Raw genomic sequence first — 24,562 nt, forward strand, 5'->3', positions numbered from 1 at the left:
ATTTATTACATATTGCTATGAACTTCAGTCATTATGCTGATCTGATTTTGCATTTTAACACAATTTACTGATAAAACCGTATGCGTCAACGTTTCCGTTAATGCCTTTTATCAATTATTTCAATCATCATTATCTATTAATCAGTCATTTCACAAGAAAAAAGCACCTTAAAGGTGCTTTTTCTCGCTTAAATTTAATCTTGATACATCAATTCAATTTCATTTCGATAACGTTCTGAAATAATTTTACGGCGAAGTTTTAATGTCGGTGTTAACTCACCTGATTCCATTGAAAAACCTTCAGCAAGCAATGTAAAGCGCTTAACCTGATGAAAACTCGAAAAGTTTTTTTGCATTTCTCGTAAACGCTCATCAAATAGCTCTTTAATTTTAGTATGACGTAATAATTCGATGCGATCATGATATTTTAGATTTAACACACGGGCATGTTCTTCAAGTGCATCAAAACAAGGCACAATCAACGCAGAAACAAATTTACGTGTATCCGCAATCACCGCAATATGCTCAATAAAACGGTCTTGCCCTAAAGTACCTTCAATCATTTGTGGTGCAATATATTTACCATTCGACGTTTTCATTAAGTCTTTTAAACGTTCAGTGATAAATAGTGCTCCATCACTATCAAGAGCACCAGCATCACCAGTACGTAACCAACCGTCTTCTGTAAAAGCAGCCGCAGTATCTTCTGGTTTATTGAAGTATCCTTTCATGACAATGCTACCACGGACTTGAATTTCATTTTCAGCCCCAATACGAACTTCAACACCAGGTAATGGTGTACCAATAGAGCCTAATTTATATTTATTTTCTTCCCAGCATGAAACGGTGGCACAGGTTTCTGTCATACCATAACCGTATTTAATATTAATGCCTGTTGCTAAAAAGAAACGAATAACAGCATCATCTAAACGCGCACCAGCTGCCGGTAAAAAGCGGACTCGTCCACCTAATATTTGGCGTAATGGTTTTAAAACCTTCTTATCAGCAAAGCGATAACATAAACGGGAAACGAAACCAAGATTACGCTGATTAAGTTGTGCTTCACGCTGTTTTTCACCTTGTTTGATTGCCCATTTAAAGATGAATCGACGTAATACTGAAGCCTGAGACACTTTGTCTTGAATTGCGCTATAAACTTTTTCATAGAAACGCGGAACAGCACACATAACGGTAGGCTTAATGTCGCTCATTGCTTCTCTAACAGCATGTGTATCCGTTAAATACACATTAACCGCTCCCGTGTGCATAACATAGAAGCTCCACGCACGTTCAAAAACATGAGAAAGAGGTAAGAAACATAATGAAACGTCTTTATCTGATAATGAGAGACGTTCGTCATGCAGATAAAGTTGAGAGGCTAGGCTCGTGTAATCAAGCATTACACCTTTAGGTTCACCCGTTGTTCCTGATGTATAAATCAAGGTAAACAGATCATCTAAATTACACTCATTAATGCGTTGTGCTAACACATCATCATACTGATATTGAGTGTTATTAATTAAACTCTCGATATAGCATGAAGGTGTATTTGTGTTTAATGCGACATCAGAGTTAAACACAATGATATGTTCAAGTTGAGGACATAACGCTAATAATTCAGAAGCAATATCGTATTGCTTTTGGTCGCCAACAAAAAGAATGCGAATATTTGCATCATTTAAAATATAAGCGGCTTGTTCAACACTACTGGTTGCATAAAGAGGGACGGTTACCGCACGTAGTTGCAAAGAAGCAATATCAGCCAAAGACCAATCAATGGTATTTTGAGAAAAAATCCCAATATTTTCTTGAACACTCACACTCATTTCTAATAATGCATTTGAGAGCGCGCGTGTTTTCTTTTCAACCTCTTTCCATGACATTTCGATATTGCACTTAGCATCCCACTGACGATAAGCAATATTATTCCCGCTGTGCAAAAAACGCATCTGCAATCTTCTAATTATATGATAATCGTAAAGATTATTATTAGTTATCATAATTTTCCTGCTATTTATGGAAAAGCGACCGTGTTATCAAATTGAAATGGATAAAATACGCCACTTACAATTTCAGCTTACACATGTTCGCTGACTTGGATAAAAGTCTAAGTGATCCACCAAAATAAAGGAATTCAATTTTACATAAATTTGTAAAATTGTGAGTTATGAAAAGTTTTGTCAAAAGACGCTATCTCACGTCAGTGAGGGAGTTTGATATTATAATCCTATTTTTTTATGGAAGATAAAAAAGAAAAATAGATGAATAACAACAAGTAACTGTTATAACGTAATCAGTGACAATATATAGAAAAGAGTATTGGTGTATAAAATCACCGTTGAACGAGGGAAAATGCGAATAATAGTCATTGTAATAAATAAAGGGCAAAAATAGTGACAGCAATCCAATTTATTTTATCTAACTGCATAAAAACCCATATTGGTCATTAGTCTAACAACTAATGTTATCTGCCACTATTTCTGCATAATTAGAAATAAAAACTAATTATGAGCGAAAACACTCTAATTCTGACAAACTTCACTAAGTAAATTTTTCATCCATAAGTGACCTTTGTCACGCGCGGTTGATTCATGCCAAATTAAATAACATGGACGCAGTGTATTTTCCCAAGGTAACGAAATGGCTTTGATATCTAATTGCTTGGCATTGCATTCCACTAACCATTTTGGTGCGATAGCAACTAAATAGGTTCTAGAGACAATATTTAATACGCTGTTTAAATCAGTTCCCTGATAAGTGATAAGATCTTCTAAATGAGTATCTTTATAATAAGGAGCACTAAATGAACCAACATCATCTAAAGAAACAATTGAATGTTGTTCATTTAATAACATCTCTTGTGTCACACTTTCTTTAATGCGAGGATGCTTATTAGAAACAACTAAAACAATTTCATCATTAAACAATGGCTGTGAATGAAATTCTGCTCTATCAAATTGTTTATAATTAATAAAGAATTCGATTTCTTGATATTTTAATTGGTGCTCTATATTACTATTTAAGTAAGACTTAATATTAACATTAATGTTAGGTGTTTTATTTTTAATTTGTTCAACTATTTTTGGCGCTAATTTAATATCTAGCGGGCTACAAATAGATAAATTAAATATACGTTCACTTTGCTCTGGTTCAAACCCAGCTCCTGGAAGTTCATTATGTACTAATTGTAATGCTTGTCTAACAGGACCAAAAAGCTGTTTTGCTCTTAATGTAGGCTGAATACCGCGACCATAACGAACAAATAATTCATCATTAAACATTACTTTAAGTCGAGATACTGCATTACTAACTGCGGGTTGTGACATGCCAAGAACCTGTGCGGCTCGGGTGACATTTTGCATTTGCATAACAGCATCAAATACCGTTAATAAATTAAGATCAACATTACGTAAATGCATATCTGCTGATTCTTTACTGGTAACTGTTGCTGATGTGTAATCCGTCATTTCTTACTCCACTATGTTATTATAATGGTTAATTAACTATTATTAACAAAGATATTATTAATAATAGATATGTCTTAATCATTACTTTAACTATTTATTAAAATTTATTATTCATCGTCCATGCATATAACTAAAAACATTAGTCTCATATCAATAAAAAGACATTTTCATATAAAGATAAAAATTTGATATTAAAATTACATGTATATAAAATGATTATATCAATATATATTACAACCTGTTTTACCTTCTGCCTTGCAAATAATAAAACAAAGTATGATAAAAATCATAATAAAATGATGTATTTTCATTCCTAAAATAAGAATTCAAGAGTCATCAACTCTAATAATACAATGATTTTTATGCTTACATTCAAAACCTTGCTTACATTTATCAATCCTTACTATCTCATTGATACTCTCTTTCCATCTCATTTAGCTGATTAAAAAAAAAGCAAACAATTGTTTAATTTTTCATTTCACTCTTTTTTAAACAATGTACGGAACATTAACCCAATCAATGATTTACTGATAGTCATAATCATTAGTAAAAATTTAGATATTAGTCAAAATCACTGTGAAAAACTTATAAATAACACAGCCAAATGATTTTATAAATTCCAACACTTGACATCTTTATTGGTATTAGGTATCAATAAATAAAGATTATTGAGAACTTATCTAAGGGTGTTTCATGTTAAACGCAATTTTACTATCAAGCCTACTACTACTCGCAACTTTTATGCGCGGTCGGCTTATGGGTAAAAAATGAAACACATCTACCCTTAAAGAGAAAACCCGCGCTAGTCGCGGGTTTTTTTATACCTGGGAGAGCGCAAATAGAAAATAAAAAGAGAAAGGAACAGATTATGAGCAACAACGTGATTATTTTTGATACCACATTGAGAGATGGCGAACAGGCGTTGCAAGCAAGCTTAAGCGTAAAGGAAAAGTTGCAAATTGCTTATGCCTTAGAACGGTTAGGTGTGGATATCATTGAAGCGGGCTTTCCTGTTTCTTCTCCAGGTGATTTTGAATCCGTGCAAACTATTGCACGTGAAATCAAAAATAGCCGTATTTGTGCATTAGCACGCTGTGTTGATAACGACATTGATGTTGCCGCAAAATCTTTAAAAGTCGCAGACGCTTTTCGTATTCACGTCTTTTTGGCAACGTCGGCATTACATGCTGAACATAAATTAAAAAAATCTTTTGAAGACATTATTGAAATGGGGGTAAGTTCCATAAAACGTGCTCGCCGTTATACCGATGATGTGGAGTTTTCTTGCGAAGATGCAGGCCGTACTCATATCGATAATTTATGTCGAATTGTTGAAAGTGCAATTAATGCTGGTGCAACCACCATTAATATTCCAGATACCGTTGGTTATACAACACCTTATCAATTCGGTGGCATTATCACCAACTTATTTGAGCGTGTACCCAATATTGATAAAGCTATTATTTCTGTCCATTGTCATGACGATTTAGGCATGGCGGTCGCTAACTCCATTACCGCGGTACAAGCAGGTGCAAGACAAGTTGAAGGCACAATTAATGGATTAGGCGAACGCGCAGGCAACTGTGCATTAGAAGAAGTCATCATGGCAATAAAAGTTCGTGAACAAATGATGAATGTTCAAACACATATTAATCACAAAGAAATTTATCGTACCAGCCAGTTAGTCAGCCAATTATGTAATACACCTATTCATGCTAATAAATCGGTTGTTGGCTCCAATGCATTCGCCCATTCATCAGGTATTCACCAAGATGGCGTACTGAAAAACCGTGAAACCTACGAAATTATGACACCCGAATCAATTGGATTAAAAGAAGTACAATTGAATTTAACTTCTCGTTCTGGCCGTGCCGCAGTTAAACACCGTATGGAAGAGATGGGTTATCGCGAAACAGATTATAACTTAGATAATTTATATGCAGCCTTCTTGCGTTTAGCCGATAAAAAAGGCCAAGTCTTTGATTATGACTTAGAGGCATTAGCATTTATTGGTCAGCAACAACAAGAGCCAGATGAGTTTGTGATGAATTATTTTAATACTCAGTCTGGTTCATCTACCGTTGCCACTGCCAGTGTCAGCATTACACATGGTGATAAAGAAATTACTGAAGCAGCAACCGGTAATGGTCCTGTCGATGCAGTATATCAAGCCATCTCTCGCGCAACAGGTTATCCATTGAAGTTAGTCACTTACCAATTAACAGCTAAAGGCGAAGGCAGAGACGCCTTAGGGCAAGTTGATATTGTCGTTGAATATCAAGGTCGTAAATTTCACGGAATGGGTTTAGAAACTGACATTGTCGGTTCATCAGCAAATGCCATGATCCACGTTATTAATAGCATTTGGCGATCAGAGCAAGTCGAAATAGAAAAACGCAAACAACATACAACACAAGAAGCGGTTTAATTATGTCAAAAAATTATCATATTGCAGTATTACCCGGAGATGGTATTGGTCCTGAAGTGATGGCTCAAGCGCACAAAGTGATGGATGCCATAAGTGAGCGTTTCTCACTCAATATCACTACAAAAGAATATGACATCGGTGGTATTGCCATCGATAAGCATGGCACACCATTGCCAGCAAATACCTTAGCGGGTTGCGAGCAAGCCGATGCTATTTTATTTGGCTCTGTCGGTGGCCCTAAATGGGAGCATTTACCGGCTAATGAACAACCTGAACGTGGTGCGTTATTACCTTTACGCAAATATTTTAAATTGTTCTGTAATTTACGCCCTGCTCGCTTATATGAAGGTTTAGAAGCTTATTGCCCATTACGTGCTGACATTGCACAGCGTGGCTTCGATATTTTATGTGTACGTGAATTAACTGGCGGTATCTATTTTGGTCAACCCAAAGGCCGTGAAGGTGAAGGCGCTCAAGAACGCGCTTTTGATACTGAAGTTTATCATCGTTACGAAATCGAGCGTATTGCCCGCTTTGCATTTGAATCAGCGCGTAAACGTCGCCATAAAGTAACGTCTATTGATAAAGCGAACGTTTTACAAAGTTCTATTTTATGGCGTGAAGTTGTAACCGGTATTGCCAAAGAATACCCAGATGTTGAAATTCAGCATATGTATATCGATAACGCGACAATGCAGTTAATTAAAGATCCATCTCAGTTTGATGTATTACTGTGCTCCAATATTTTTGGCGACATTTTATCTGATGAATGCGCCATGATCACAGGTTCAATGGGAATGTTGCCATCCGCAAGCGTTAATGAAGAACGCTTTGGTTTATATGAACCAGCCGGTGGCTCAGCCCCTGATATTGCAGGTAAAAATATCGCTAACCCTATTGCACAAATTTTATCTGCTGCCTTATTACTGCGTTACAGCTTTAATGAAGACAAGGCGGCCCAAGCCATTGAAGATGCTATCACTCAAGTATTAGCAGAAGGCTATCGTACCGCAGACTTAGCGGGAGATGGTAACGCAATAACAACCGCCGAAATGGGTGATCGTATCGCTCAGTATATTCGTGGAGGGGCATAACATGGGTAAAACATTATATCAAAAAATCTATGACGCACATGTTGTCAGAGAAGTGAGTGATGAAACACCGATTTTATATATCGATCGCCATTTAGTGCATGAAGTGACATCACCTCAAGCCTTTGATGGATTAAGAACAAAAGGTCGTCCTGTTCGTCAACCCAATAAAACCTTTGCAACGATGGATCACAACGTATCAACACAGACTAAAGATATTAATGCTTGTGGTGATATGGCGAGAATTCAAATGCAAGAGTTAATAAAAAACTGCCAAGAATTTGGCGTTACGCTGTATGACTTAAACCATCCTTATCAAGGAATAGTCCACGTAATGGGCCCAGAACAAGGCTTAACGTTGCCCGGAATGACGATTGTTTGCGGTGATTCACATACTGCAACTCATGGCGCTTTTGGCTCATTAGCTTTTGGGATCGGCACATCTGAGGTTGAACACGTTTTAGCAACTCAGACATTAAAACAATCACGAGCTAAAACATTAAAAATTGAAGTTCAAGGCAAGACTGCCATTGGGATCACCGCAAAAGATATCGTATTAGCCATTATCGGCAAATTAGGTAGTGCAGGAGGTACTGGCTACATCGTTGAATTTGCAGGTGAAGCGATTGAAGCCTTAAGCATGGAAGGTCGAATGACTTTATGCAATATGGCGATTGAAATGGGAGCTAAAGCGGGCTTAGTTGCGCCTGATGACACCACTTTTGCTTATTTGAAAGGTCGTCAATTTGCCCCTAAAAGTCAATCATGGGATGAAGCTGTTGCTTATTGGAAAACCTTAAAGTCTGATGATGATGCAACTTTCGATGCCACTGTCACGATTAATGCTGCCGATATTGCACCACAAGTTACATGGGGTACCAACCCAGGACAAGTTATTGCTATTGATCAAATAGTACCGTTATTAGATAGCTTTAATGATCCTGTTGAACGCGCTTCTGCTGAAAAAGCCTTGGCATATATGGGATTAAGTGAGGGCGTCAACTTAACAGACGTCGCTATTGATAAAGTTTTTATTGGCTCTTGTACAAACTCACGTATTGAAGATTTACGTGCTGCTGCTGAAATCGCAAAAGGCCATAAAGTTGCATCCCATGTTCAAGCCATTGTTGTTCCAGGATCAGGACCAGTTAAAGCACAAGCTGAAGCTGAAGGTTTAGATAAAATCTTTATTGAAGCAGGTTTTGAATGGCGATTACCGGGTTGTTCAATGTGTTTAGCAATGAATAACGACCGATTAAATCCAGGTGAACGTTGTGCATCCACCAGCAACCGTAACTTTGAAGGTCGTCAAGGTCGTGGAGGTCGAACTCACTTAGTCAGTCCGGCAATGGCGGCAGCTGCTGCGATTAATGGCCATTTTGCAGATATTCGTACATTTGCAGCGACATCTTAAAGGAGAACATGATGAATAAATTTACTCAACATACCGGTATTGCGGTTCCTTTAGATGCAGCAAACATTGATACCGATGCCATTATTCCTAAGCAATTTTTGCAAAAAGTCACTCGCACTGGCTTTGGTAAGCACCTGTTTCATGATTGGCGATTCTTGGATGATGAAGGTACTCAGCCTAATCCAGATTTTATTTTGAATCAGCCTATTTACCAAGGCGCTTCTATTTTATTAGCACGAGAAAACTTTGGATGTGGATCATCTCGTGAACACGCACCTTGGGCATTAACAGATTATGGTTTTCACGCCGTTATCGCCCCTAGTTTTGCTGATATTTTTTACGGTAATTCATTTAATAACCAATTATTGCCAATCAAATTAAGTGACGATGAAGTTTCACAATTATTTGATTGGGTGAAACAACACACAGGCACCCCGATTACTGTCGATTTAGTTGCACAAGAAGTCAGAGCCGGTGAATTATGTTTCTCTTTTGAAATCGATTCATTTCGCCGTCATTGCATGATTGAAGGATTAGACAGTATTGGATTAACGCTGCAACACCAAGATGACATTAGCGCTTACGAGGCAAATCAACCGGCCTTTATGCGCTAATAAAGACAATTTCTTACCTTCTTCTACTACTTTCTGTGATGTTTACTTTGTCATTCTTACCGTAAATTCGTTTACGGTTTTTTTTTGCCTCAATGAAACTATTTCCATAAATAGCCAATAAAAAAGCCAGTGATCAATTATCACTGGCCGGCAATCACCGAATGCTCAAATGGGGGAGTCTGTCAGTATTCATAATTTGTGATAACTAACATGAGAGCTAACTTTAAACACAAGCATTATCGGTCTAATATAAGGAAATTAAAATTGAACACTTTATTAAGGGATTTCCTCTTTTATGTCCACACCCCGCTTAGAGTTACAATTTATTCGCCTATGGCAAGCATTTCAGGGAAAAACATCTGAAACCACCTTACAAGAATTAGCACAAACGCTACATTGTACGCGCCGTCATGTCCGCTCTTTATTGAATAAAATGCAAGAAATAGGCTGGATAAATTGGCAAGCAGAAGTAGGTAGAGGCAAAAAATCCACACTAAGTTTTCAATCTAATGCGCAGGAAATTCAACAAAATCGAGCTGAGCGATTAATAGAAGAGAACGATATTGAAAAGCTTGTTGCACTAATGGGAGATAAAGACTCTGTACGTCAAATGGTGCTCTCTCAAATTGAGAAAAGTTTTCATCCTGGTCAACAGTTACTTCGAATTATTTACTATCGCCCTTTTAGAAATTTATTGCCAGGTACGCCTTTAAGACGATCTGAATTACATTTAATGAGCCAAATATTTAATTCTTTGGTGCATTTAAAAGAGGAAAATGGGGAAATCGAAGCAGAATTAGCTCACCATTGGCAAATGATCACAGAGCAACATTGGCGATTTTATTTACGTCCTTCTATCTATTTCCATCATGGTCGCGAGCTTACTTTTGAAGACATCAGCACTTCTTTAATGCGTATGAAGCGATGCAATCCACTTTATGCACATATAGAACGAATTTCCTCACCTCAACCTTATGTGCTTGATATTTTCTTAAACGAAGCAGATAAACAATTTGCAACGTTATTAGGTAGCCCTCAAGCTGTTATTTTGCCACAAGAATGGGCATCACTCCCAGCTTTTGCACAGCACCCAATAGGCACTGGTGCTTATCAAATCATGGCTAATGATCAACATAAACTGCAAATAAAAGCCTTTAATCGCTATTTTGGACTACGTGCATTATTAGATGAAATTGATATATGGGTTGTCCCAGAACTGAATAAAAAAATGGTCTGTTCAACCATTCATTTAACAGATGATGATACAAACAAAGATTCATTGGAAAGTCGTAAAGAGGAAGGATGTTATTTTTTACTTTATGATAGTCGCTCAGCACAATGCCAGCAAATAGAAATAAGGGAGTGGTTAAGCAGTGTATTAACTCCCGTTAATATGCTGACACATTGTGATCCTTTCTATCAACGTCATTGGTCTCCTGCTTATGGTTTACTACTTCATTGGCATCACAGTAAATTAATACGCCAACATCCCAAACCTGCATCGTTAACCAAACTGACAGTCACACTATATAAAGAGCATCATGAATACAGCACTATCGCTGAACTCATCAAAAATATTTTATCTCTGTATGATATTGAGCTCACTATTCAAGTCCTCGATTATGAACAATGGTATTACGGTAAAGCAGAAAGTGATATCTGGTTAGCAACGGTAAATTTCTATAAACCCTTAGCGTTTTCTATTTTCGCTACTCTCTATGAATTACCTCTTTTTCATCACTGTTTAGGGCGATCATTTACACACGATCTCTCTTTATGGCATCAAAAAAAGCTACCACTAGAAGAGTGGTGCCATCAGTTAACACACGATATTTGGCTTTATCCTTTATTTCACCATTTGCTTGAGTTACAAGGACAAAGAACCATACGTGGTGTCAAAATGAATACTTTTGGTTGGTTTGATTTCAAATCAGCATGGTTCACACCTGATATTGAGCTACAACAACCAGAATAAGAGATAACGAACTTTTCCATCGTCATGATTGTGACGATTTAAGTTAATTCACAGAAAACTTGAAAGTTATAAACACCCACATAAATGCTTAGGGGATTTATTCACTTTTTCTGTGGATATCTATGTGAAAAAGAGTGAGATAATCAGGGTATAGTTTTTATATCCTAAAAAAGACTGTTGATATAAATTTTAAAATATCACTTATAATTCAAATTAGTAGCTAGTTTTAAATGCCTATTTCGTCGATTGGATAAAACAATTAAAAGACTCACCGCCTTAAATCGTACAAAAAATAACCACAGAGTGTTTTATCCACAGGTTATGCCGATTAGTTAGACAAAATAGGATAATTTTGAGGAATATCTGCAAAAGTCAAGGCTGTAAATCAGAACAGTGATCTCACTTTCTGTGAGTTATCCCATAAAGCTGTGGATAACCTAGTGTAAAAGCCTGTTTATGATTTCAGGATAACCGTGCACAACTTGATATTATAAATTTCAATTGAAGAATTAACTCAAAAAAATGATGATATATCATGCTATTATGATTTAAATGAAATAAAGTGAAATACATTATCAACAACCTTTTTTTTCTGTCTATTTTTTAAGCAAGAAGATCATAACTATGTTTACACCACCTGTAGCACCTGAAAATGAGCAGATTTTATTTGAACGAGCAAAAGCCCTAGCAGGTTATACATTTGGTGAACTTGCTGCTTGTGCACAATTACCTATTCCTGCCAACCTAAAAAGAGATAAAGGCTGGGTAGGAATGTTGTTAGAGTATTATTTAGGTGCAAGTGCAGGCAGTAAACCCGAACAAGATTTCAGTGAGTTGGGTATTGAACTTAAAACGATCCCGATTGATAGACTAGGTATGCCTTTAGAAACCACCTTTGTCTGTGTTGCAGCATTAACAGGTAATAGTGGTATTACATGGGAAAACAGCCATGTAAAACGTAAACTCTCTAGAGTTTTATGGGTTCCTGTTGAAGGTGAAAGAGATATTCCATTAGCGCAACGTCGTGTTGCCTCTCCACTACTTTGGAGCCCAAATCATACAGAAGAAGAATTATTACGCCATGATTGGGAAGAGTTAATGGACATGATTGTACTGGGCAAAGTAGAAAGTATTACTGCGCGTCATGGGCAAGTCTTACAAATTCGTCCTAAAGCAGCAAACAGCAAAGCATTAACGGAAGCAATTGGAGAAAATGGGCAGAGTATTATGACATTGCCCAGAGGCTTTTATTTGAAAAAGAATTTTACAGCCCCACTACTGGCCCGTTATTTTCAGCTATAAAATACCCTGTGTTACTACGCTAAATCACACAGGGTATTGGTAAATAATCTCGATTAGTGATTAACGATAAACAATACCGCCATCAGTTAAAATTGCTTGGCCTGTAATATAGTCAGAGTCATCACTTGATAGAAAGGCAACAAGGGCTGCGACATCATTAGGTGTTTGAGCACGCCCCAGAGCAATACCTTCAACATATTTCTTATAAGTCTCACCTTTTGGTGCCCCTGTTATCTCAGCAAAGCGCTCATCAATCTCAACCCACATATCAGTACCTACAATACCTGGGCAATAAGCATTTACCGTAATACCAGCACTAGCATACTCTTTTGCAGCTGCTTGTGTCAGTGCACGTACAGCAAATTTAGTTGCTGAATAAACGCCTAACATTGCAAAACCATCATGCCCAGCAATGGATGAAGCGTTAATAATTTTACCTTTATGACCCAGAGCCTTAAATTTTTCTGCGGCTGCTTGGATACCCCACATAGTCCCATTTACGTTAATTTTGAAGATTTTATCCATATCTTCAGGTGTAACATCAGCCAGAGGTTTTACTTGTGCAATACCCGCGTTATTGATCATGACATCAAAGCCACCTAATGTCTTTTCAGCGTGCTCAACAGCAGCAAAAACTTCATCACGATGACTAATATCTGCAGCAAAAATGGTTGTTTTACGCCCTAATGCTTCAATTTCTTTTGCAACATCTGCTAACTTATCTGCTTTCAAGTCAACCAGAGCAATATCAGCACCATCTTTCGCTAAACGCAATGCAATGCCACGGCCAATTCCCTGAGCAGCACCTGTAACTAAAATTACTTTACCATTCAAAGCCATTGTCTTTCTCCTGAATATTTACAGATGAAAAAGCTCTTCTAAAAAAGAACTTTGTTAATAGATTAACAGTAGCAATTAAACAGGCGGATGACAAAATAACAATTATTCGCTAATAAACTCAATAATAGCAACTAAACACTCTATAAATGATTATCATTTAGAATAAGCGTTTAACAAATGATAAAATAAGCGCTAAAAAAAGCAGAAAAGACATTTGAGGATGTGAATTTATTTATTAGCAAAAAATGCTTAACTTATTCATAGATAGAAGAAAAATAAAAAAGCGACACCTAAAAAGATATCGCCTTGTCTTTATTTTCTGGGGGTTAATAGAAATTATTTTTTTGTTGCTTGCAGATATAACATATCAAGTGCAATTGTAGCCCCAGCAAGCGCTGTAATATCAGATTGATCGTAAGCAGGAGAAACTTCAACTAAATCCATACCAACAATATTTAACGGTTGCAATGCACGTAAGATCTTCAGTGCTTTATCTGTTGTTAATCCACCGACAACCGGTGTTCCTGTTCCTGGTGCAAAGGCAGGATCAAGACAATCAATATCAAAAGTCAGGTAAACAGGTAAGTCGCCAACAATACCTTTGATCTGATCAACAAGATCTGTCACACCACGATCATTAACTTGTGCTGCATCTAACACGGTAAAGCCGTTATCACTGTCATGATCAGTACGAATACCAATTTGAACAGAGTGATTAGGATCGATTAATCCTTCATTTGGTGCATGGAAAAACATGGTACCGTGATCAAATTTACTTCCATTACCATAAGTATCTGTATGCGCATCAAAATGGACTAATGCCATTTTGCCAAAATGTTTAGCATGAGCTCGTAATAAAGGTAATGTGACAAAGTGGTCACCACCAAAGGTTAAACACTTTTTGCCTGTGGCTAATAACTTCTCTGTATGAGCTTGTAGTTTATCGCTCATATCCTGTGCATCACCGAAGTTAAAAACTAAGTCACCACAATCGACAACATTTAAGCGCTCACGCATATCGAAATCCCACGGCCAGCGGTTACCTTCCCACGCTAAATTCGTTGAAATTTGACGAATAGCACCCGGTCCGTGACGGGTTCCCGCACGACCTGATGTTGCCATATCAAAAGGCACACCCGTAATAACCCAATCCGCATCACTGCTATAAGGCTGAAAATTCAGTGGAAAACGTAAAAAACCAAATGCATTAGAGATCAATGAATTATCAGTCTCATTACCTAACGTACTATTTTTCATGCTATTACCTCTGTCACTTATTTTAAATAAGTAACATACAAATCAATATGATAGATAAAGAGTGATGTTTAATAACATCACTCCTGCATTGGAAAGTTAAGAATTACTCTTCTTCTTCCAGATACGTATAACCGTATAAACCACTTTCAAATTCAGTCAGGAATTGTTCTTGCAACGCTTCATCTAACTGTGCATTTTTTACTTGAGTACGGAAACGATCTAACAACACCGTTGGATTTAACTTAACGTACTGAAGCATATCGGCAACGGTATCGCCCTCTTCGCTTTGGACGTAAGTAAGATCCCCTTTGTCATCAAGATAAACGTCAACAGCAGCAGTATCACCAAATAAATTATGCATGTTGCCTAAAATTTCCTGATAAGCCCCAACCATAAAGAAGCCAATCATAGGTGGGTATTCAGGATCATAAGCTGGCATAGGCATCGTTGTTTCAACACCATCACCATCAACATAATGGTCAATAATACCATCTGAGTCACACGTAATATCGAGTAGTACCGCACGACGATCTAGTGGTTTATCTAACCCTTCAATTGGTAATACAGGAAATAATTGATCAATACCCCATGCATCAGGCAAAGATTGAAATAATGAGAAATTAACATAGAACTTATCTGACATACGTTCTTGTAACTCATCGATAATTGGGCGATGAGCACGATTACTTGGATCTAAATCGTATTGGATACGACGACAGATATTTAAATATAACTCTTCTGCCCATGCACGCTCTGTCAGGCTTAACATGCCATGAACATATTGAGTATGCACATCATGCAAGTCTAATTGGCTATCATGCAACCATTCACGTAATGAACGACTATGCCCTTTGGTTTGCATCTCTTCCCATGTTTCCCAAAGGCTAGCGATTGGTCTTGCTGCATCTTCCTCAGGTGGCGTAATCGCGGTAAATTCATTACGCTCAACACCAATGACATTAGAAATCAATACAGTATGATGTGCAGTTAACGCACGCCCTGATTCAGTGATCACAGTTGGATGCGGTAAATCATTTTCATCACACGCATCGCCAATTGCCCAAATAACATTATTTGCATATTCATTAAGGCCATAGTTAACCGAGCAATCAGATTGTGAACGAGTACCTTCATAGTCCACACCTAAACCGCCACCTACATCAAAATATTGAATATTGACGCCTAATTTGTGCAACTCAACATAGAAACGCGCTGACTCACGAACACCGGTTGCGATATCACGGATATTCGCCATCTGTGAACCTAAATGGAAATGCAGTAATTGTAGACTCTCTAAGCGATCAGCTTGGCGTAACATATCAATTAATTGCAGAACTTGCGTCGCAGCTAAACCAAATTTTGATTTTTCACCACCACTTGCCTGCCATTTACCCGATCCTTGAGAAGCAAGACGAGCACGAACACCTAAACGTGGAATAACTTCTAAACGTTCAGCTTCTTCGAGTACCATTTTTATCTCAGACATTTTCTCAATCACTAAGAAAACTTTATGCCCAAGCTTTTCGCCTGTAAGTGCTAAGCGAATATACTCACGATCTTTATAACCATTACACACAATCACAGAGCTTGTCATATTGGCATGAGCAAGCACGGCCATTAATTCAGCTTTAGAACCTGCTTCTAAACCTAAAGGCTCTCCTGCATTAACTAATGACTCAATAACACGACGTTGTTGGTTTACTTTGATTGGGTAAACTAAAAAATAGTCACCTTTATAACCATAAGATTCACGCGCACGATGAAACGCCGCATTAATCGAACGTAAACGATGCTGTAAAATTTGAGGAAAGCAAAAAAGCGCGGGTAAGCGCAAGTGCTCTTGCTCTTCTTGAACACGTTTAACCAACTCGGTTAAATCAAAAGTGGCATCAGGAACATCAGGATTAGGGCAAACACTAATATTTCCCCGATTGTTCGCTAAATAGTAACCGCCCCCCCAATATGCAATGTTATAGGTCTGCTGCATCTTACGAGCGATGTTATCATTCATGACATTCTCCTTAGGGAGTATGAGTTTATACCTTGCCTGTCACTATAGTAGTCAATTATCTGACAAAAATCTGAAACGACTGATAAATAACAGTTGGAAGTAATGACTCTCTATATATTTTTATATGATTATCCAGCTATTCGCAGGACATAATAGTAGAAAGTTCTTGAGTTAACCTTTAATCAGTTAACACAATCACCTATTGGCAAGTAACAGACAACTTCGCTCTAAAGAGAAAGAGCTCAGAGAGGAAATCACTCTAGATATACTACGAGTATAGTATTGGCGAGTGCTGTTTTGGTTTTTGAAAAGACTAACCTGTAGACAATGGATCATTACCCATTCACTCCACACATGGCTTAAACCTATAAGCCATTTCCCTAACAGAGAAACAGAATTAGAAATTCTGCGGTTTACACTGTGCTCAGATTTCACAGTAACCGCGAGTTTATACCTGTAGTTAACATAAAATGCAAAAGCAAAATGCACAAAAACCTTTTTTTTTCTTATTTTCGATCTTTTATCATCAGTAAATAGCACGCAATAAAAAATAAGATTAACTGTTTGATTCTATTTTATCCCTATATTTGATTAAAAAAAGCTGGAATTAAAGAGAGAAGAGTCATAAAATAGACGTCTAGATGTTAAAACATCCATCCTTAAACCGTTTGTATTAAGGTAACAAGATATAATGACTACACACCTATTTACTTCTGAATCAGTCTCAGAAGGTCATCCAGATAAAATTGCAGATCAGATTTCTGATGCTGTTCTGGATGCAATTTTAGAACAAGATCCAAAAGCACGCGTTGCCTGCGAAACTTACGTTAAGACAGGCATGGTTATGGTAGGCGGAGAAATTACCACCAAAGCTTGGGTCGATATCGAAGAAATTACACGTAATACCGTTCGTGAAATCGGTTATACCAGTTCCGATATGGGCTTTGATGCTAATTCCTGCGCAGTTATCAGTGCGATTGGTAAACAATCACCAGATATCAACCAAGGTGTTGACCGAGCAGATCCTTTAGAGCAAGGTGCCGGTGACCAAGGTTTAATGTTTGGTTATGCGACTAACGAAACTGACGTATTAATGCCTGCACCAATTACTTATGCTCACCGCTTAGTTCAGCGTCAAGCACAAGTACGTAAAAGTGGCACTTTACCTTGGTTACGTCCTGATGCGAAAAGCCAAGTTACCTTCCAATATGACAACAATAAAGTTGTTGGTATTGATGCGGTTGTATTATCAACTCAGCATTCTGAAGATATTTCACAAAAAGACCTGCATGAAGCGGTGATGGAAGAGATCATCAAACCTGTTCTGCCAGCAGAATGGTTAAATGAGCAAACTAAATACTTCATCAACCCAACGGGTCGTTTTGTTATCGGTGGCCCAATGGGTGACTGTGGTTTAACGGGTCGTAAAATCATTGTCGATACTTACGGCGGTATGGCACGTCACGGTGGCGGGGCTTTCTCTGGTAAAGATCCATCGAAAGTAGACCGCTCAGCAGCTTATGCTGCACGTTACGTTGCTAAAAACATCGTTGCTGCTGGTTTAGCAGATCGTTGTGAAATTCAAGTTTCTTACGCAATCGGTGTGGCAGAGCCAACATCAATTATGGTAGAAACATTTGGTACTGAAAAAGTCCCAACAACACAACTTATTCTGTTAGTGCGTGAATTCTTTGACTTACGTCCTTACGGATTAATTCAAATGCTAGATTTACTGCACCCAATCTACCAAAAAACTGCGGCTTATGGCCATTTTGGTCGCCCTGAATTCCCGTGGGAAGCAACAGATAAAGCAGAAATCTTACGTGAAGCCGCAGGTTTAAAATAATCCTCTGCCAATAACATCACGCTATTAACTGCTTGATAAAACCACATCTTTGAGATGTGGTTTTTTATTACTCTTTATTTCTAAATCCATAAAAAAAACCCCGCAATCAACACGGGGATCTCAAAAGGAGAAAACGAGAACATAGACTTATAATGAAATGATTTTTTATAACAAGCTAGTTAGGGTAATTAATCCACTCACCTCCATTTAACTTGATATAAGACTGACCTTGATAATCAACCACAATGGTAGCTTGGTTTTCTGCAACATTGGCTGTTTGAGGTAATTCACTGGCTAATGCATTCCAATCAATAGAAGATTGATTAAAAACATCACCATTAACATTACGAGAGATAAATTCAGACAAGGCCAAATAGCTACTTGGCTCTTCAACAATTACAGGTGGATAAAATTGTGCTCTATCTTTGATCCCTGTAAAACGAATACCGACAGGTACTGTAGTAATACTTTGGCTAGGAATGTCTCTTAAACCTGACATCTGTGTTTTATCACCTTGTAAAGCGGCACCATGTTCCGGCACAATGACTACCATCACTTTTCTTCCTTTTTTATCTAACTCATTCATAAAGTTATCTAAACTGTCTAATAAAGTGCTGGCTCGCTTACCATAATCAGCGGTGTTATTTTCCCCTACAAAACGATTACCATCATGTAATGACACTAAATTCACAAATGTCACACTACGACTCTCATTTGATTGTTCACGCCCTTGCAACCAACGCATCAACGTCTCTTTATCATTATAAATTTTAGTGCCGTCAAAGGCTGTTATTTGATGAGAAAGATTTTTTTGATCTTGTAAAGCGACATTAAGGTTACCAAGCTGCTGAATTTCTTGAAGATAATGACCAAACTTCCCGTTATGATCGAGTACTAATTTCTTTGCAAATCCTAACGAAGATAAATTGTCCATTAACAAGCATTGTGTATCGGTCGGATCATATAAATCGGAATGGTGAGTCTGACCACAACTAGCACGTAATAATCTTAATGATGCAGGGCCACTATAAGAAGAGACAGTATTAAAGTGACTAAATAGCACATCAAAATTTCCCCAAATAGGATGCTCTTGTAGGCCTACAGCAGCGGCATCCGCTGTTGAAAGTGAACAAATATTAATAATTAAGATATCAAAAGGTTGAGCATCTGCAGACAACTGCGCTGGGAATGGTGTTATGCGTTTTTTCTCATAGCTATAAAATTGAGTTAACCAATCATTTAATACTTTATTATTAAACTGATGTTTTTGGGGAGGATAAAGCGTTCCCATTGCTGTTTTTTCTACAGGTTTCGTAATAACTTCAGGCGCCACAAGCGTGGAAATTGGAGATCCAACGGTTGCGGGTAACACTTCAATTTCGCTGGCCTGTTCACTACTTATCTCATTATTGACACTATTTTCTTGGGTAAAACTATTTGCTGAAACAGCAGGCACCATACCTTGTGAAAAATGAGTGAATCCCCCAATATTTAACCAAAGCACCCCCGCAATGATAAAAACAGAAACCCTTACCCACTGCTCAATAAACAGGTAAGCCACCAGTAAAATAAAGGCAACACCTATCATTTTAATGTTGATAAAATTAACGGATAATTCGACAAGATAATCAAACGAAAACTGCTTAAGTTGACCTCCTTGCGCCAATACTGTTGAAAAACTGGGCAACCATGTATCATGATAAAATAAAATGACTCCGATAGGGATAGCAATCCAATTACGCATTTTATGCCAAATGTTTTTAGGTAATGGAAACAATAAAAATGCGAGGAAAATTAGATTACTAAAAGCATCAAAATTTAAATAACCATACCAAAGTAAAACAAACTTTAGTAAAAAATAGAAATTCCATGCTCCCAACCCATGCCAGTAATGTAAAAAATCGAATTGGGTTGAATTAGATTTGTTCATTTTGATTTCCTACTTATTAGTATAAATAAATCCAACTCGACAGTTATATGATGATTCATATCTGTCTTTTTATTACTTCTGATATTAAATTAACTACTAAATAATGTTATAAGAGAATATTTATTTAACCACTTAGTAAAAACCCCTAAATAAAAAAGAAAAAATAAATTAACCAGACAATCACTGGTCTCTTATATAAAAAATATAATAATAAAAAACCAACTAATTTAAGTCGAAATTTAAAAGAAAAAACTCAAGCTTCTATTTATAGAATAGTCACTATTTTTAAAAATGGTGCATTATTTTCATTGATTAATAAAAGACAGAGTTATCTTATTTTTATATTTCGAAATAAAAACAAAACAAACAACAGATAAACAACAATTAATAACAATTTAAAAACATCCGCTACAGTAAAGAAATAAACCCCTTAATATAAAAACAAAAATAATCAAAAAATGATTATTATACAAAGGGTTTGTGGTTAAAAATGATTAAGATCAACATACAATAATGATCGTCATAATTAAATAATTTAATGTATTGTTATAATCAACTAATTTACAATTCTTTTTATTTATCTTATTTTGCAGTTAAACTCATTTTATCATTATTTTAAAAATCCATTATTCAAAAAAATAAAATACGAATTAAAAAGAAAAACCAATAACTGCCATTACAAAAAAAAGATAATAAATATCTATTTTATGTATTTTTACGTAATTGAAATAATTATTTTTAAAGCATATTCTAAATTAGAAATTTTAAATAATTAGCAAGTAATATTAATTAAACATTCTTTTGCTGGGAATTTAATCCTGGAAAGAATTTGTTTTGTTTTTATCTGGAGGTTATTAAAATGAGAAATGAAACTTTTATTAACTTAAATATAAAAATAGAAAAAAATAATCTAAATAATGACATCGATAAATTAAAAAAATTATTTTCATTAAATAACTATCACTATCAGGATATTAATAAAGAAGAAGAAAATAGTGTGCTTATTTATCGATGGCCATTACTCAATGCATTTCATTACATGACTAAATGAGGCTAACTATGCCACTTATTGTATTAAAAGGGATACGAGGCGGAGTGGGTACAACATCCACTGCAATTGCTCTTGCTCGGCAATTTAATCAACAAAATAAAAAAGTGCTTATTATTGATAATTGCACTGAAAGTATTTTGTCTTTTTATTTCCCTGCACAGCAAAAAATGACTACATTAAGTCAGGCATTATTGGCACAAACCCCCATAGAGGAGTGTATTTTTAACTATCGGCCACACTATCAAGTTTTACCTTTTGGTTTGGTTAACACGAAGGATAATTTACTCTTACAGTTATCATTTTCAGCAAAACAGCATTTCAATCACTTTTTATCATCCTTTATTCAACTGCATCCAGACGCCATTATTTTAATGGACTTGCAACATACACAAGATACGTTATTTACCCCTTGGATAGAAAAAGCGGCTATTTTTTTCACTGTTGCAATGGCTGAAAGCAACTGCCATATCCGCCTAAATCAACATGAATTTGGTAAAAATGAGTACATACTCATTAATCAATTTCGAGCAACTAGCCAAGTTCACCAAGATTTTTATCAATTTTGGCAAACTACTTCTTTTCCCTTATGCCCTGCGGTTCTTCATCGAGATGAAGCGTCATTAGAAGCGTGTGCCTCACGTTTACCTTTATATGATTATCGAGCCAATTGCATGTTAGTTGAAGAAATCACACAACTAACCCAATGGTGTATTCCGTTATTAGCGAGGAAAGAAGGACAGCCATAATGCCATCATCTTTCGATGCCAAGAAAAAAACAGAAAATAATGTGCCACGACACATTCTTATTCGTTATTACAAGTTCTATCGCCATAACGGAGCCTCTCGTAGCGCAGCCATTGTTAATGAGCTATTTATCGGCATTATGTGGATTTTTTTACGAATGGAATCATCTTTTTGGCGAAAAATAGCCAAAAAACAGCGTGAGTTATTTCCTCATATTAATCCTCGTTGCCCTAAAATTTTCGATCCTTTGCGCTATTTATTACAAAGCATTTGGTTAACATGTCATTACATTGGGTATTTATTGGTGAAAAAACCAACCCAATTTATTTCCCATATCCGAAATCTGTACAAAAAATTCTTTGTTCAGGTTTCACCTATTGCAATTGAACTCATTCAACACAAGAAAAAGAACACCTCCATTTGGCAATATCTGCTTTACTCTGCCATTGCTGTTTTAGCTATTTTCTTTATTTTACTAAGCATTACTCAACCATTTGATCTCACTTTCCAATTTGTTTTTGTAGTTGTTCTTTGGTTAGTAGCTTTAGCGATCCGTGAGATCCCTGGCCGTTTTGCCTCCATTGCCATGATTATGTTGGCACTTACCATTGCATGTCGATATATCTGGTGGCGTTATCAATCTACGCTGTATTGGGTTGATAATTTTAGTCTTTTTTGCGGTTTACTGCTGTTACTTGCTGAAACTTACGCATGGTGTGTGCTATTTCTCAGCTTTATGCAATGTATTTGGCCACTGCATAGAAACCCCGTTTCCATGCCTGAAGATATTACAAAATGGCAAAGTGTCGATATTTTTATCCCCACTTATAACGAAGATCTGCAAGTAGTTAAACCCACTATTTATGCCAGCTTAAATTTAGATTGGCCTAAAGATAAACTCTCTATTTATCTACTTGATGATGGTAATCGTCCCGAATTTAAAGCATTTGCACAAGAAGTAGGTATTCGTTATATCGCGCGTGAAAAACATGACTTTGCCAAAGCCGGTAATATCAATCATGCATTAACACAAGCAACGGGTGAGTTTGTCGCTATCTTTGACTGTGACCATGTTCCAACACGTTCATTTTTACAATTTACGATGGGTTGGTTTTTAAAAGACGAAAAAATGGCGTTAGTACAAACACCTCACCATTTTTTCTCGCCTGACCCATTTGAACGTAACTTAGGGAATTTCCGTGAAACACCAAATGAAGGCACACTATTTTATGGGTTAGTTCAAGATGGAAATGATACTTGGAATGCTACGTTTTTCTGTGGTTCTTGTGCAGTTATACGCCGCACAGCACTAGATGAAATTGGCGGTATTGCCGTTGAAACTGTCACCGAAGATGCACATACCTCATTACGTTTACATCGCCATGGTTGGCGATCTGCCTATATCCGTATACCACAAGCTGCTGGGCTAGCAACTGAATCATTATCGGCACATATCGGACAGCGTATTCGGTGGGCAAAAGGCATGGTACAAATATTCCGCCTTGATAATCCTCTATTTGGTAAAGGACTAAGCATTCCACAGCGCCTCTGTTATTTAAATGCCATGTTGCATTTTTTCTCAGGCATTCCTCGTATGATTTTCTTACTAGCCCCCCTGACATTTCTTATTTTTCACGCCTACATCATTTATGCACCCGCCATCGCTATCGCCTTGTATGTTGTGCCGTATTTGATCCACATATCTCTGGCAAGTGCGAAATTACAAGGTGCTTACCGCCATTCATTTTGGGGTGAAGTCTATGAAACGATTTTAGCGTGGTACACCACTCGACCTGTATTAAGCACCCTCTTTTCCCCATATAAAGGCAAATTTAACGTTACTGAAAAAGGCGGAGTGATGGAAGAAGGGTTTGTTGATTGGAATATTAACCGCCCTTACTTAATCTTTTTCAATCTGAATTTATTGGGTATTTTGTTTGCTTTTTGGCGTATAGCAACTGGCGACCCTGACGAAGTTTGGGCGACTGTTATGTGTCTAATATGGGTTTGCTATAACCTTGTCTTACTGGGTGTTGCAATTGCAGTTTCTGTTGAAACTAAACAACAACGTCGTTTTCCTCGCGTTAGAGTCAAAGTTCCGGCTATGTTGTTGTTAAACAACGGTGCTCTCTATAGATGCTATCTTTATGATTTCTCTGATAATAGCTGCGCAATTTTATTGCCTAATAATGTCACTCTCTCTTTACCTCAAAATGAAAATATCACCCTACTCTTGAGCCAAAATCAGCGAGAGCATGCTTTTAAAGCCAGTATTTCACGTATTGATGGACAAATTATTGGGTTGCAACTACTTGAAATGACTACGCAAAAAGCCATTGATTTTACAGCTTGTACCTTTGATAGAGCTGATATCTGGGCTGATTGGCAACACGATCTTCCTATAGATAAACCTTTAAATAGTCTCAAAAATATTATTTTCATCAGTATGCAAGGCTATAACACCTTGTTAAAACGGGCACCTTACTTTATTTATGCCACTTTCCGCCTACTCGGCCTCTTTTTGCTGTGGCTTTCATCTTTACTCCCTCAACACGTTAATGTTTCAAAAATATTTCATCAGTCTTAAAGGAAA

The 24,562-nt window shown here is 36.9% G+C and carries 16 protein-coding genes; 10 read left to right on the plus strand and 6 right to left on the minus strand.

Features of this window, described 5'->3' with window-relative positions:
* Positions 1 to 193: 193 nt before the first annotated feature.
* Positions 194 to 1,999 carry an AMP-dependent synthetase/ligase gene (locus ABN256_RS07605; protein WP_197268959.1) on the minus strand — a complete coding sequence of 602 codons (1,806 nt, stop codon included), beginning with the start codon at positions 1,997 to 1,999 and terminating at the stop codon, positions 194 to 196.
* Between the two features lie 522 nt (positions 2,000 to 2,521).
* Positions 2,522 to 3,466, minus strand: coding sequence for a transcriptional regulator LeuO (gene leuO, locus ABN256_RS07610; RefSeq protein WP_197268958.1), 945 nt, complete (start codon positions 3,464 to 3,466; stop codon positions 2,522 to 2,524).
* 868 nt (positions 3,467 to 4,334) lie between these two features.
* Here leuO and leuA point away from each other — a divergent pair.
* The 6 genes from leuA (at position 4,335) to mutH (ending at position 12,290) form a co-directional block, all read left to right on the plus strand.
* Positions 4,335 to 5,894: a 2-isopropylmalate synthase gene (gene leuA / locus ABN256_RS07615; RefSeq protein ID WP_349439309.1), complete on the plus strand. Its 1,560-nt coding sequence runs from the start codon at positions 4,335 to 4,337 to the stop codon at positions 5,892 to 5,894.
* A 2-nt stretch (positions 5,895 to 5,896) separates the two neighbouring features.
* Positions 5,897 to 6,988: a 3-isopropylmalate dehydrogenase gene (gene leuB / locus ABN256_RS07620; RefSeq protein ID WP_196553997.1), complete on the plus strand. Its 1,092-nt coding sequence runs from the start codon at positions 5,897 to 5,899 to the stop codon at positions 6,986 to 6,988.
* A gap of 1 nt (position 6,989) precedes the next feature.
* Positions 6,990 to 8,399: a 3-isopropylmalate dehydratase large subunit gene (leuC, locus tag ABN256_RS07625; RefSeq protein ID WP_349439310.1), complete on the plus strand. Its 1,410-nt coding sequence runs from the start codon at positions 6,990 to 6,992 to the stop codon at positions 8,397 to 8,399.
* Between the two features lie 8 nt (positions 8,400 to 8,407).
* Entirely contained in the window at positions 8,408 to 9,013 is a 606-nt protein-coding gene (gene leuD / locus ABN256_RS07630) for a 3-isopropylmalate dehydratase small subunit (RefSeq protein WP_072069281.1), read from the plus strand.
* Positions 9,014 to 9,308: 295 nt separating this feature from the next.
* On the plus strand, positions 9,309 to 10,988 hold the full coding sequence (gene sgrR, locus ABN256_RS07635) for an HTH-type transcriptional regulator SgrR (RefSeq protein ID WP_340893521.1): 1,680 nt from the start codon (positions 9,309 to 9,311) through the stop codon (positions 10,986 to 10,988).
* A gap of 624 nt (positions 10,989 to 11,612) precedes the next feature.
* The gene (gene mutH, locus ABN256_RS07640; RefSeq protein ID WP_349439311.1) at positions 11,613 to 12,290 is read left to right on the plus strand and encodes a DNA mismatch repair endonuclease MutH; all 678 of its coding nucleotides are present in this window, start codon (positions 11,613 to 11,615) and stop codon (positions 12,288 to 12,290) included.
* 60 nt (positions 12,291 to 12,350) lie between these two features.
* Here mutH and ABN256_RS07645 read toward each other — a convergent pair whose 3' ends face one another.
* The 3 genes from ABN256_RS07645 to speA all read right to left on the minus strand — a co-directional run bounded on the left by ABN256_RS07645 (position 12,351) and on the right by speA (position 16,398).
* Positions 12,351 to 13,130 carry an acetoin reductase gene (locus ABN256_RS07645; protein WP_196553993.1) on the minus strand — a complete coding sequence of 260 codons (780 nt, stop codon included), beginning with the start codon at positions 13,128 to 13,130 and terminating at the stop codon, positions 12,351 to 12,353.
* A 336-nt stretch (positions 13,131 to 13,466) separates the two neighbouring features.
* Positions 13,467 to 14,387 carry an agmatinase gene (gene speB / locus ABN256_RS07650; RefSeq protein ID WP_349439312.1) on the minus strand — a complete coding sequence of 307 codons (921 nt, stop codon included), beginning with the start codon at positions 14,385 to 14,387 and terminating at the stop codon, positions 13,467 to 13,469.
* A gap of 103 nt (positions 14,388 to 14,490) precedes the next feature.
* On the minus strand, positions 14,491 to 16,398 hold the full coding sequence (speA, locus tag ABN256_RS07655) for a biosynthetic arginine decarboxylase (RefSeq protein ID WP_340893525.1): 1,908 nt from the start codon (positions 16,396 to 16,398) through the stop codon (positions 14,491 to 14,493).
* Between the two features lie 691 nt (positions 16,399 to 17,089).
* Here speA and metK point away from each other — a divergent pair.
* Positions 17,090 to 18,244, plus strand: coding sequence for a methionine adenosyltransferase (metK, locus tag ABN256_RS07660; protein ID WP_072069285.1), 1,155 nt, complete (start codon positions 17,090 to 17,092; stop codon positions 18,242 to 18,244).
* Positions 18,245 to 18,419: 175 nt separating this feature from the next.
* On the opposite strand, the gene bcsG is transcribed toward metK, so the two are convergent.
* Positions 18,420 to 20,174, minus strand: a complete 1,755-nt coding sequence (bcsG, locus tag ABN256_RS07665) for a cellulose biosynthesis protein BcsG (protein ID WP_197268954.1) — start codon at positions 20,172 to 20,174, stop codon at positions 18,420 to 18,422.
* An 859-nt stretch (positions 20,175 to 21,033) separates the two neighbouring features.
* On the opposite strand from bcsG, the gene bcsR reads away from it, so the two are divergent.
* Genes bcsR through bcsA form a run of 3 tightly spaced genes read left to right on the plus strand, consistent with a single transcriptional unit; the run spans position 21,034 to position 24,556 of the window.
* On the plus strand, positions 21,034 to 21,225 hold the full coding sequence (gene bcsR / locus ABN256_RS07670; RefSeq protein WP_197268953.1) for a cellulose biosynthesis protein BcsR: 192 nt from the start codon (positions 21,034 to 21,036) through the stop codon (positions 21,223 to 21,225).
* An 8-nt stretch (positions 21,226 to 21,233) separates the two neighbouring features.
* On the plus strand, positions 21,234 to 21,971 hold the full coding sequence (locus ABN256_RS07675; protein ID WP_115350682.1) for a cellulose synthase operon protein YhjQ/BcsQ: 738 nt from the start codon (positions 21,234 to 21,236) through the stop codon (positions 21,969 to 21,971).
* Positions 21,971 to 24,556, plus strand: coding sequence for a UDP-forming cellulose synthase catalytic subunit (gene bcsA, locus ABN256_RS07680; RefSeq protein WP_340893528.1), 2,586 nt, complete (start codon positions 21,971 to 21,973; stop codon positions 24,554 to 24,556). Before ABN256_RS07675 ends, bcsA begins: the two co-directional genes overlap by 1 nt.
* Positions 24,557 to 24,562: the final 6 nt, after the last annotated feature.

Origin of the sequence: Proteus sp. fly-1008, assembly GCF_040140305.1 — a bacterium.
Classification (GTDB): Bacteria; Pseudomonadota; Gammaproteobacteria; order Enterobacterales; family Enterobacteriaceae; genus Proteus; species Proteus vulgaris_B.